Source organism: Paraburkholderia atlantica, assembly GCF_009362785.1.
In the GTDB taxonomy this organism is placed as follows: domain Bacteria; phylum Pseudomonadota; class Gammaproteobacteria; order Burkholderiales; family Burkholderiaceae; genus Paraburkholderia; species Paraburkholderia atlantica.
The window spans coordinates 136,391-148,225 of record NZ_WHNQ01000020.1; the positions used below are offsets into that span (position 1 = coordinate 136,391).

Annotated in this window: 9 protein-coding genes and 3 pseudogenes; 6 read left to right on the plus strand and 6 right to left on the minus strand. The window is 61.8% G+C overall.

Annotated elements, in window-relative coordinates; genetic code table 11:
* Position 1 precedes the first annotated feature (1 nt).
* Complete coding sequence (locus GCT19_RS25745; RefSeq protein WP_152853508.1) at positions 2–1,225, plus strand: acyl-CoA dehydrogenase family protein; 1,224 nt, start codon at positions 2–4, stop codon at positions 1,223–1,225.
* Between the two features lie 89 nt (positions 1,226–1,314).
* On the opposite strand, the gene GCT19_RS25750 is transcribed toward GCT19_RS25745, so the two are convergent.
* Together GCT19_RS25750 and GCT19_RS42885 are read right to left on the minus strand one after the other, a co-directional pair.
* A complete protein-coding gene (locus GCT19_RS25750) occupies positions 1,315–2,685 on the minus strand; it encodes an LLM class flavin-dependent oxidoreductase (RefSeq protein ID WP_152853520.1) in 1,371 nt (456 codons plus the stop codon).
* A 58-nt stretch (positions 2,686–2,743) separates the two neighbouring features.
* The gene (locus GCT19_RS42885; protein WP_193727451.1) at positions 2,744–2,929 is read right to left on the minus strand and encodes a hypothetical protein; all 186 of its coding nucleotides are present in this window, start codon (positions 2,927–2,929) and stop codon (positions 2,744–2,746) included.
* A 204-nt stretch (positions 2,930–3,133) separates the two neighbouring features.
* Between GCT19_RS42885 and GCT19_RS25755 the strand changes: the two genes are divergently transcribed.
* From GCT19_RS25755 to GCT19_RS25770, 4 genes are read left to right on the plus strand one after another with little or no spacing between them, the layout of a single operon-like run.
* Positions 3,134–4,783, plus strand: coding sequence for an ABC transporter substrate-binding protein (locus GCT19_RS25755; protein ID WP_152853509.1), 1,650 nt, complete (start codon positions 3,134–3,136; stop codon positions 4,781–4,783).
* Complete coding sequence (locus tag GCT19_RS25760; protein ID WP_152853510.1) at positions 4,780–5,730, plus strand: ABC transporter permease; 951 nt, start codon at positions 4,780–4,782, stop codon at positions 5,728–5,730. The genes GCT19_RS25755 and GCT19_RS25760 overlap by 4 nt, the downstream gene beginning before the upstream one ends.
* Positions 5,727–6,638 carry an ABC transporter permease gene (locus GCT19_RS25765; RefSeq protein ID WP_152853511.1) on the plus strand — a complete coding sequence of 304 codons (912 nt, stop codon included), beginning with the start codon at positions 5,727–5,729 and terminating at the stop codon, positions 6,636–6,638. Before GCT19_RS25760 ends, GCT19_RS25765 begins: the two co-directional genes overlap by 4 nt.
* Positions 6,635–8,302, plus strand: a complete 1,668-nt coding sequence (locus GCT19_RS25770; protein ID WP_152853512.1) for a dipeptide ABC transporter ATP-binding protein — start codon at positions 6,635–6,637, stop codon at positions 8,300–8,302. Before GCT19_RS25765 ends, GCT19_RS25770 begins: the two co-directional genes overlap by 4 nt.
* A 273-nt stretch (positions 8,303–8,575) precedes the next feature.
* Here the strand turns inward: GCT19_RS25770 and GCT19_RS42890 are convergent, their stop codons facing one another.
* The gene (locus GCT19_RS42890) at positions 8,576–8,815 is read right to left on the minus strand and encodes a hypothetical protein (RefSeq protein ID WP_193727452.1); all 240 of its coding nucleotides are present in this window, start codon (positions 8,813–8,815) and stop codon (positions 8,576–8,578) included.
* Between the two features lie 355 nt (positions 8,816–9,170).
* Positions 9,171–9,362: pseudogene (locus GCT19_RS43545) on the minus strand (substrate-binding domain-containing protein); the annotation flags it as partial.
* Between the two features lie 32 nt (positions 9,363–9,394).
* Between GCT19_RS43545 and GCT19_RS25785 the strand changes: the two are divergent.
* Positions 9,395–10,203 (plus strand): annotated as a pseudogene (locus GCT19_RS25785) (IS3 family transposase); the annotation flags it as partial.
* Between the two features lie 339 nt (positions 10,204–10,542).
* Here the strand turns inward: GCT19_RS25785 and GCT19_RS25790 are convergent.
* Both GCT19_RS25790 and mhpE read right to left on the minus strand, forming a co-directional pair.
* Positions 10,543–11,409, minus strand: coding sequence for an alpha/beta fold hydrolase (locus tag GCT19_RS25790; protein ID WP_152853514.1), 867 nt, complete (start codon positions 11,407–11,409; stop codon positions 10,543–10,545).
* A 76-nt stretch (positions 11,410–11,485) separates the two neighbouring features.
* A pseudogene (mhpE, locus tag GCT19_RS25795) lies at positions 11,486–11,835 on the minus strand (4-hydroxy-2-oxovalerate aldolase); the annotation flags it as partial.

Below are 11,835 nucleotides of genomic sequence, written 5' to 3' on the forward strand. Positions count from 1 at the left end.
CATGAGTAGCACCACCCTGCACGAATCTCCTTCCACCAGCCGTCTGCGCGACGCGCTCGCCGCACTGCCCGCGCTGGCCGCGGAAATCGGCGTCGACGCGGCTCAACGCGAAGTCCGCCGTGAGTTGCCGTTCGCGGCCTTCGATGCGTTTCGGCGCTCCGGCCTCGGCGCCCTGCGCATTCCCGCGGAGCGCGGCGGGCTGGGCGGCTCGCTCGAAGACGCCATCCACGTGGTCACGACGCTGGCCGCATCGGAATCGAACGTCGCGCATGCGCTGCGCGTGCATTTCGATGTCGTGGAATCGATGCGGCTCGCGCCGCACACACCGTTTCACGACCGCCAGATCCGCCGCATCATTGAAGGTGCCCTGTATGGCGGCGCGTCGGGCGAACAGGGCACCGCTCGCGCGGGCGAAATTGAGACCGTGCTGCGCCGCGAGGGCGATCACTTCCGCGTGTCGGGCAAGAAGTACTACACCACCGGCACCGCCTATGCGGACTTCGTGCGCACCAATCTCGTGGACGAGCACGGTAACGGCGTGACGGCGATCATCCCGGTGCGCGCCGAGGGCCTGGCCGTGCTCGACGACTGGGACGGCATGGGGCAGCGCATGACGGCGAGCGGAAGCGTCGTGTTCGAAGACGTCCGGGTCGATGCGACCGAAGTCATCAACAAGGGCTACTCATCGCTGATCGGACGGCATGGCGGCGCGTATCGTCAGCTGCATCTGGTTGCCGTGGCGGCCGGTATTGTGCGCAATATCCTCGCCGACGCCCGGTCGTATGTGACCGCGCATGGGCGCCCCGTGCTGCATTCCACTGCGTCCTCCGCGCGAGAGGATGTGTTCATCCAGCAGGTGGTGGGCGAGCTTTCGGCACTGAGCCACACCATCGATGTGCTCGTGAGCGAAAACGCGCGCACGCTCGGGCGCTCGTCTGACGCTATCCTGCACGCCGACCCGGCGGCGGACGAACTCGTGCTGGAAAGCGCACTCGCAACTGCGCGCACGCAGATCGTTGTCGGGCGGCTTGCACTGCAGGCGGGAGAGCGCCTATTCGATGCGGGAGGCGCTTCGGCGACTTCGCGAAAATATAATTTCGACCGCCACTGGCGTAACCTCCGCACCATTTTCAGCCACAACCCGCTGAATCATAAGGCCAAAGTCGTTGGCGACTATGTCCTTAACGGCGTCAAGACACACTTGGTCGAAGGGCGGACTTTCTAGCCATCGACGCGCAATCCGGCTCGCGGCTGTTTGCGCGCGAGCGCGGGATTCACGCGCGTCTCCAGTCGATGTCGGCAGGCACGCAGTCTTCAGGCGCGTCGCGCCCGCGCCGCCGGGTGGTCGTCGGGAAGACGAGCCTGCCCCGAACCGTAGATCTTTTCACGCAGCGTGCCGGGGGCATAGTCTTGCTTGTAGACGCCACGGCGTTGCAATTCAGGCACCACCAGGTCGACGAAATCCTGGAAGCTTTCATGGGCCACGGCATAACCCAGGTTGAATCCATCGATGCCGGTGTCATCGACCCATTCCTGCATCTGGTCTGCAATGGTGGTGGGCGAGCCAACCAGCAGGTTGGCGCTGCCGCCGCCGATGGCCACGCGGGCCAGGATTTCGCGGAACGTCCAGACTTTGTCTGGGTCCGCGCGGGTGTAGTTGTTGATCGCCGACTGCATGTGGTTGGAGTCCACATACTGGATCGGATCATCGAGGCCGTACTTGGCGAGGTCGATGCCGGTCCAGCGCGAGAAAAGCGCAGCCGCCCCTTCCGCGCTGGTGTATTGCAGGTAATCCTGGTACTTGGCCTGGGCCTGCTCGTCGGTCTCGGCGGGGATGGCCGTCAGTGACAGGAATACCTTGATACTGTCCGCAGGACGCCCTGCCTGCACGGCGCGCTGGCGTATGTCATCTACTGCGTTCTTGACCACTTTTTTGCTGGGAGCCGAGATAAACACGCATTCGGCGTGACGGGCCGCGAATGTTTTGCCGCGCTCCGAAGTGCCGGCCTGGAACAGCAGCGGGGTACGCTGCGGCGAGGGCTCGCAGATGTGGATGCCTTCGCTACGGAAGAACTCGCCCTCGTGCTCTACCTTGTGAATGCGCGCCGGGTCGGCAAATACACCCTGTTCTCGATCGCGCAAAACGGCACCGTCTTCCCAACTGCCTTCCCAGTATTGGTAGACCAGTGACATGTATTCGTCGGCTACATCGTAACGATCATCATGGGCACGGGCAGCCTGGCCATTGAGGGCCTTGGTGCCGCTGTCGCCAAAGCTGGTGACAATGTTCCAGCCGGCTCTCCCACCCGTGATGTGGTCCAACGTGCTCATGCGGCGCGCGAACATGTAGGGCGACTCGTAGCTGACGCTGCTGGTAATGCCAAAGCCCAGGTGCGTGGTCACATGCGCCATGGCCGACACCAGCAGCAGCGGATCCAGCCGGGGGAACTGCACTCCGTGACGGATGGCCGTGTCGGCGCTGCCTCGGTACACGTCATAGAGGCTGATTCCATCAGCCAGAAAGAGCGCGTCGAATTTGCCCTTCTCGGCGATCTGTGCGAGGTCGGTCCAGTAGGACAACTGGTTGTATTCCAGCGAACGATCGCGAGGGTGGCGCCAAAGGCCCATGGAAAGATGCGATGGCGCTGCCAGAGAGAACGCGTTGAGTCGGATTTCTTTGCTCATTTTTCGACCGTCTGGGGTGGCATGGATGTGTGGGCTGCGGTAGCCGCCGGGCATGATTTCAGGTCATCACATCATCGTGCGCCCGGCCGTGTTCCGCCAGCCAGCATTTCAGACTGGGGTGAAAGCCCATGATCTCGGCGCGGCGCGCCATCGTCAAGCGACGAATACTGAAAATGCGAGGGCCATGATAAGTAGCGAAGGAGGTTGGGCTAAATATGTTTTTCACCTTGCCATATGCCGACATAAACCATTTGCATATGCGAAATTAATGTTTGCCGTGTGCTTCGCTTGCTTATGACAATGCCGAGCTGTCAAGCAAGAGGTATTCATGTCGGCAGTGCTTAAGAACCTGCGGTTCATGCCTCTTCACCTGTCCTTATTGGATCATGAAGTGCACCCATCTTATCCCTTGGTTGCACGCCAACGAGTTCTGTCGAGGAGATAGGCTATGAAGCAGAAGCGGAGCGTTTGTGCCTCAGCTATGGTTGTTGCATTGTCCCTGATCGTGGGTGGCTGCGAACAGGCGACCGGCTCCCGGACTGGCGGCAACAATACTGCTCCGGTCGCCGGCGGCACATTGAAGTTTGGCCTCTCGGTGGAACCACCTTGCCTCGACCCGGCGTACACAGGCACGATCATTAACTATACAGTCTCGCGCAATGTTATCGACTCGCTTCTCTATCTCGAGGCCGATGGCACGCTCACGCCGTGGCTTGCGGAATCTTACAAAGTCTCCGACGACCATCTGACCTACACCTTCAAGATTCGCCAGGGCGTATCGTTTAGCAACGGGGTCGCGTTCAACGCCAAGGCGGCCAAGGCGAACCTCGACTTCGACCTCGATCCAGCCAACGCGACCAATGCGCTAGGCATTCTGAACAGCATCAAGTCAGTCGAGGCACCCGACGACGCCACGCTCGTGCTGCATCTTAAGCGGGTCGACGCCGGTTTGCTCCAGTCCCTGTCCAGCGTGCGTGCTGGTTTCATCGAGCCGAGCAAGCTCGCGCTCAAGGATAAGCTCTGCCAGGACGCCAAAAACATCATTGGCACTGGTCCCTTCATCTTCGAGAATTACCGCCCGGGTCAGAATATAACCCTGGTCCGGAACAAGAATTACAACTGGCCGAAGTCTGGGGAGAAACACAGGGGGCCTGCGTATCTCGACAAGATCGTTTACTCGTTCCTGCCCGACATTTCCTCGCGTACGAACGCGCTGCAGTCCAACCAGGTTGATGCGATCGACTCGGTCCAGTCCTACGATGTGCCGCTCTTTGCCGGTGACAAGGACTTCCAGCACATCGTCGGCTACGACACCAGCACCTCCTTCGGCTTCAACCTCAACGCTGGCAAAGCCCCGCTGGACGACATCAACGTCCGCAGAGCCCTTCGCGACGGCTTTGATGCCGACACCATCGTGACCTCGCTCTACAAAGGCACGCGCACCCGCGCCTGGAGCTGGGTCGGCTCCGACAGTCCTTACTACGACACATCCCTGAAAGGTTCGTGGGGCAACAAAATTGACGAGGCCAACAAGCTTCTCGACGCGTCGGGCTGGACCACACGCGACAGCGAAGGCTACCGCACCAAGGATGGCAAGCGCCTGACTGTCAACGTGGAGTACATCGCCGAGGCCGTCCGCGACCAGCGCGACACACTCATCCAATCGGTGGCCGCCGCCCTGAAGAAGAATATCGGCCTCGACCTCGAATTGCACACCCCGGCGTCCGGCCCGTTCTACGACGAACTCGGCAAGGGGGATTACGGCATCTACCCGAACATCTGGACCCGCGCCGACTATGGAAACAACATCACAACCTATATCGTGAACTGGCTTTACCGCTACACCGTCAAGAACTTGCCTGCCGACGTGGCTGACGTCGCGAAGCTCGGCCAGGAGGCCACGGCTACCACCGACCACGACGCGCGCAAGAACATCTTGTCGGAGGCGCAGCGAAAGCTTGTTGATGACTACGCGCTCTTCGTGCCGCTGACTTCCGGGGCATTCCAGCTCGCGGCCACCTCGAAGGTCCACAACATCGGCTTCGAACCCGAGTCCCTGACAGTCGGCAGCCTGTATAACGTATGGATCGCCAAATGACCGGCAGCGTGGCAACGCACCCCACCCAGCGAGGTGCCATTTTCCGACGCCTCGCAGGAGCCGTGGTGGTGCTATGGGCAGCGGTGACCCTCACTTTCATTTCGCTCCAGCTTATTCCGGGCGACATCGCTGCCATCATGGCTGGCCAAAACAGTTACGAAGGGCTTGAGGATGCGATCCGAAAGGAGTGGCAACTCGACCAGCCATGGTACGTGCAGTACGTCCACTACGTTGCCCGGCTCTTTGTCGGTGATTTCGGTCGCTCCTACGTCAAACGAGAAGACGTCAGTGTCATCCTTGGCGAGTCGATCGGTCCGACGATCCAACTGGCCCTGACCGCCGGTCTCATCGCCGTCGTCGCGGCAATAGCGGTCTCCCTGCTGACCGCGGGTCGCAATCGGGCGCTGCGCTCTTTCTTCATCGGCCTGGAGCTGCTCGTCAACTCGATCCCGGTTTTCTGGTCGGGACTGGTGCTCCTCGTCGCCTTTTCGGTGAAGATCCATCTCTTCCCCATCTCTGGCGCCGATGGCCTGTCCTCGCTGGTGCTCCCGGCGATCGTCCTGGCCCTGCCGACCTTCGGGCTGCTGAGCCCTGTCTTGCGCGAGGCGATGGAGCGCGCCCTCGATCAGCCCTTTTCACTCACCGCGCTGTCGCGTGGCATCGGCCCGCTGCGCCTGCGCACCCACCACGCGCTACGTCATGGCCTGGTCCCGACAATCACGCTTGCCGGATGGCTGATAGGTCAGCTCCTCGGCGGTACGGTCGTCACGGAGACGGTATTCAGCCGCCCCGGACTCGGGACGACCACCCTTCAGGCGGTGCTCGGCAAGGACGTCCCAGTGGTCTTCGCCGTTGTCCTCATCGTCGCTCTGGTGTACGTCGTCACCTCGACACTCGTCGATCTCTCGTACGCAATCATCGATCCAAGAACGAAGGGAACCTCATGAGCTTGAAGAAGAGCGCCGAAGCACTCGACTGCGCCATTCCCGCAAACTATGCTGAGGCGGCAAGGTCGTCGCATGACGTCCAACGCGCCCGACAGGAGCGCCGAATCCCACCGGTCACTGTCATCATTGCCCTCGCCTACGTCCTCGTGCTCCTGATCGCGGCCTTCACTCCCGGCCTGCTGGGTGCCGGGGACGCGACTGCCTCCTCCCCCGAGCACGCCCTCGAAGTGCCGTCGGCCGAGCACTGGTTCGGCACGGACCAACTCGGCCGCGACGTCTACAGCCGGGTCGTGGTCGGTACCAGGTGGTCGCTCAGCATAGCCCTGTCAGCCATGGTCATCGGTGTGGCTGGCGGTACTGTGCTCGGTCTGGTTGCCGGGCTGGCCCGCGGTTTGCTCGACGAGATTCTGAGTCGTGTTTTTGACCTGCTCTCATCCTTCCCCGGTGTTCTGCTGGCGTTGTTCATCGCGGTGCTGTGGGGCCGCGGTCCGCTCGGCACCGCGGTGGCCATCGGTGTGTCGAGCATTCCTAAGTTCGGCCGCATCATCCGCGGACGCACGAAACAGGTGGCGAACTCGGACTACGTCACCCATGCGGTGCTCTTTGGCCACAGCCAGACCCGCAACGTCTTCCGTCATGTGCTCCCGAACGTGATCGGCTCCGTCGGGCTCGTGGCCGCGCTGGACATCGGTACCGCGATCCTTGCCGTATCGGCGTTGAGTTTTCTTCAAATGGGCCCGCAGCCGCCCACCCCGGAGTGGGGTGTCATGGTCGCCGAAGGCCGCAACGTCTTGCGCATCGCCACCTGGCCCAGCCTCTTCCCCGGCAGTGCCATCGTGCTGGCCGTGGTCGCCTTCGCGATCCTTGGCCACTACGTCCAGGCTCGTTTCGAAGGAAGGCTGCGATGAGCGTCGAGACGAACGATGTGCTCGTCAAGGTCGAGAACCTCCGGATCGGCCTGCCCGGCGCCGACGCGATCGTCTCCAAAGGTGTTTCCTTCGAGTTGCGCCCTGGACGTTGCCTCGCCCTGGTTGGCGAGTCTGGTTCGGGCAAGAGCCTCACCGCCCGCAGCCTGGTCGGCCTGGCCGGAGAAGGACTCGTCGTCCGGGCGGACACGTTTGAGATCGGTGGCGAGAACGCGCTGGGCTTCTCCCGCGAGGACTGGCAACGGATCCGCGGCAAGGAGATCGGGCTCGTCCTCCAGGACGCCCTGACCAGCCTCGATCCGCTGCGTACTTTGCGCCGCGAGATCACCGAGACCCTGGAGGCTCACAAGATCGGCACCCGTGCCGAGCGGGCGTCCAAAGCCGTCGCGCTGCTCAAGGCCGTAGGCATTCGCGACGCCGAGCATCGGGTCGATTCCTACTCACACCAGCTTTCCGGCGGGCAGCGCCAGCGTGCCCTGATCGCCTCGGCCATATCCGCTGACGCGAAGGTGATCATCGCCGACGAGCCGACCACAGCCCTCGACGTCACGGTGCAAAAGCGCATCCTCAGCGTCCTCCAGCGGCGCCGCGACGACGGCGCCGCGTTGCTGCTGATCAGTCACGACCTGGCGATGGTCTCCGGGATCGCCGACGACGTCCTGATCCTGAAAGATGGTGTTGTCGTGGAGCGCGGCCCGATCGGCACTGTGCTCAGGTACCCTGAGCACCCGTACACGCGGCAGCTTCTGGCGGCGATCCCGGCCAGATCGTCGCGTGGCTACTATCTGTCCCAGTTCGCTGCGTCCCCGCAAGCCGGGCACGGCCTTAAGCGTATCGCCGCCCCAGTCCACACGCCCAGTACGGATGAACTGGTCCTCGAAGTGCGCAACCTGGCCAAGGTCTATGGGGGCGCGAAGGCGATCCGTCGCGGTGCGGGATTCACGGCGGTCTCGGATGTCAGCTTCCAGGTCCGTCGAGGTGAGACGCTCGGCATCGTGGGGGAGTCGGGATCAGGAAAGTCGACGATTCTGAAGATCGTTCTCGGTTTGCTGGCGCCAACCACCGGCGAGGTGCTGCTCAATGGCGAGCCGTGGAGTTCACTCAAGGAGGTCGACCGCCGGCCCCATCGGGCATATGCCCAGCTCATCTCCCAGGATCCCCTCAGTTCCTTCGACCCCCGCTCTCCGGTCGGACGGCTGATCGAAGAGCCGCTGCTGAACTCGGTTCCGAACGCAGTGGATCGGCAGCGACGCGTGCTGGAGGTGCTCGACCAGGTGCACCTACCCCGCTCCGTGTTGGAGCGCAACCCGCGCAGCATGTCGGGCGGCCAGCGTCAGCGAGTCGCGATCGCTCGCGCGTTGGCACCCACGCCATCCCTTATCGTCTGCGACGAACCGGTCTCCGCGTTAGATGTCGTCGTGCAAGCACAGGTGCTCGACCTTCTCGTCGAGCTCCGCGCCGAGCATGGTACGACAATCCTTTTTGTTTCCCACGACCTCGGTGTGGTTCACCATGTGGCCGATAGGGTTGTCGTCCTCAAGGATGGGCGAATCGTGGAAGAAGGCGAGACAGAGACCGTCTTCCGATCACCGCGGGACACCTACACCCAGGAACTGATCGGCTCCATCGCAAAGATCGCTTCGTGACCTGACGCACGCGCGAGCCGCCTCCATTTTGGCGGCGAGGACGATGGCGAGGATTAGATCGGGATTTTTAGCGACATGAACTATTCTTTGGCCGCTCATATGCGGGCAAGCCCGATCATCTGATCCGCGTGTTTGCGCGGGACGAGGTGGTCGTGGACCCGACACCCTGCCGATGACCGTGCCAATCCAACACGCTATCGACTACTGCGCGCACATGTTGGGGTAATCGTTCGAATCGTGAAAAATCTGGCCGAGATAGCGTGCAAAACGGCTTCACCAAGGCAGCGCGAGCTCGTGGAACTTGCGCTGCCGACGAACTTGCAAGTCGATGAGCAATCGGAAATCGACGTTCTCGGCATTGATCTCGCGAAACAGATCTTCCAACTCCACGGCGCTGATCGTCTCCGCGCGCACCCTGCGGCTTTTTCCGCGAGCAGTTCCTTCGGCGCCAATATGGGCTGAAAGCGGCCGGACAACGATCTGGGCTTCTTCTGGGACGACGTCTGTGCTCATGATGATTTCCGATTAAAAGCGCAATACGCGGTCCGAAGCGTCGACGATGCGTCCTTGTTGGGAATCGGAGGCGATGAGGCTCGGCGTTCCGTACGCGAGATGGCAAGCTCATCCAGCCTCCCAGCATAGAAAGCACTGCAGCGAAACGGCACCAACAATCAGTCAGATCGAAAGAAGCGCGACGAAGATTCCCACGAGCCGCATTGCCTCGAAAGCCGCGGAGTGAAGGGAATGGAACCAGGCGCGACCCGCCGGGTGCTCGGTCCGCGCCACCACCAGGGTTGCTGATCGACGGGAATCCAGGCCGCCGTCGCCACATCGCTGGCCCGGAACGCCGGGAACTTCCCCCCAGTTCCGCCTGCGTCAGCAGCAGCGAAGCCAGGTCATGGTCGCTCTGCTCGATTTGCGGGACCTTCGGATTGGCCAGATTGACGTCGAACGCGACGACCTTGATGCCCTTGTCGAGCGCCTGCTGCACGACATCCTTAAGCGACTCGGGCAAGCCGTGATTGACGATGATCGCCGACACGCCCAGATTGATGGCCTTATCTTAAGCCGGGGACTCTGTGTTACCCGACGTTGCCGGAGCTGTTAGCCGCCATGGGGCTTGCCCGAAGTTCATACTTCTATCACCGTGCACGTCTGTTGGTTGCTGACAGGCATGCTGGGGCGCGTCGCGTTATCGCGGACATCTTCGAACTCAATCACCGTTGCTATGGATATAGCCGAACCCGCGCGGCGTTGGGCAGGCAGCAGATCTTTATCTCGGAGAAGGTAGTGCGACGTTTGATGCGACAGGAAGGTCTGGCCGCTGCCACGACCAGGCGACGTCGCTAGGGCTCCTATCGCGGAGAAATAAGCCCCGTGCCGGAGAACATCATCAATCGTGACTTCTGTGCCGCCGCTCCAAATCAGAAATGGCTCACTGACATTACCGAATTCCAGATCCCGGACGGCAAGGTATATCTGCCGCCGGTGATCGACTGCTTCGACGGTCTCGTTGTGAGCTGGTCAATCGGCACGCGCCCGGATGCCGAACTCGTCAATACCATGCTGGATTCGGCGATTGAGTCGGTGGCTTGCTGCGAGCAGCGGCCCGTGGTTCCTATCGCTGGCCAGGATGGCTCTCACGGATGCAGGATGCCAGACTGATTCGTTCGATGTCGTCGCGCAAAGGATGTTCGCCGGATAATGCAGCCTGCGAAGGTTTCTTCGGGCGCCTCAAGACGGAGTTATTCTATCCTCGTGACTGGCGGGCCACGACCGTTGATCAATTCATCGAAGTCGTTGACTCGTACATCCGCTGGTACAACGCAAAGCGGATCAAGATCTCGCTCGGCTTCCTCAGCCCGGTCGAATACCGGCAGAGTCTTGGAATTGCGGCATAAATCAGTCCAAGAATTTGTCCGCCCCCCTGCGTCAGTTTTATCTGCGTATCAACAGACAGCTAATGGAGGGCGGCGCCTTAGCGCCTGTAAACCGCATACGTCACTACCAAAGATAGCCGCCGTCCGCGACGAATCGAGCCCGTTATGAGGCTGGCGGCATTGCTTTTCGGGTGAGCCGATACAAACCGGAGCGGAAGTTCCTCGTCGAGGCGAGAGTTAGCCCAAGAGATGCGATCGCGTATCGCGCGTTCCTGCGCCACCCGTCGCCGCGCCGATTCCCGTATGGATATGCAAACCCATGCGTGAACAATGTCAGCAACCGGGGTCGAGGAAAATCGATCAGTCTGCGAAGAACTCGAGCACCATACGGTTGAACTTCTCCGCATGCTCCCACTGGGCCCAGTGGCCACAGCGGTTGAATATGTGCAGTTCGGCGTTGGGCATACCCCACAACAGGCGCAGGCCAATATCGTACGGCACGAAGCGGTCGTCGCGGCCCCAGATGATCATCGCCACCGCCTGGATTTCACCGAGGCGCGGACCGTAGTCGCTGAACTGCTTCGGATTCGCGGCCAGACTCTTGACCCAGTTCTCGAGGTGATCGCGGCGCGACAGCATGTTGTCCACGCGCAGCTGCAGCAGTTCGTCGGTCAGCGAGCTCGGATCAAACACGAAGATGTTCATCATGCGCTTGACGTTCTCGAGCGTCGGCTCGCGGTAGACATGATTCAGCAGCTTGATGCCTTCGGTCGGCATCGGCACGAACTGGCTCGGGCCGCCGGTGCCTCCGCCCATCAGCACGAGCTTGCCGACGCGTGACGCATTCTCCAGCGCAAACGCCGTGGCGCTGTGGCCTCCCATCGAGTTGCCGATCAGGTGCGCGCGCTCGACGCCCAGGTGGTCGAGCAGGCCCTTGACGATGCGGCCGTTGAAGTCCGAGCGCGAACCCTTGGTGTTCACGAACGCATCGCTCCTTCCCCAGCCCGGGAAGTCGAGCAGGATCACGCGATAGCCGGCCGCCGCGAGCGGCTCGATGTTGCGGTGGAAGTTGGCCCAGCCGGTCGCGCCCGGGCCCGAGCCATGCAGCATCATCACGACTTGGCCCTCGGCCCGGCCCGCGTCGTTGTAATGCACCTTGTAATCGGTCTCGCCGTCGCGAATCGTCGCAAAGCGGCTGGTATTGGCTTCAGTGTAAGTAGCACTCATGTGCGAATTCCTTGCGTGATTGTTCGATCGGAATATGGGGCAGAAGAGCGCACGCAGCGCCAGCCTGCCCCTTGTCTCACTGCCGCTTGAGCAGATCGAGCGCGACGTCGACGATCATGTCTTCCTGACCGCCCACCATGCGGCGCTTGCCCAGCTCGACCAGAATGTCGACGGTCTTCAGGCCGTACTTCTTCGCGGCCACTTCCGAATGACGCAGGAAGCTCGAATACACGCCCGCATAACCGAGCGCGAGCGTTTCGCGATCGACGCGCACCGGCCGGTCCTGCAGCGGACGCACGATGTCGTCGGCGGCGTCCATCAGCGTGTAGAGGTCGGTGCCGTGATTCCAGCCCATGCGCTCGGCGGCCGCGATGAACACTTCGAGCGGCGCGTTGCCCGCACCCGCGCCCATGCCCGCGAGCGATG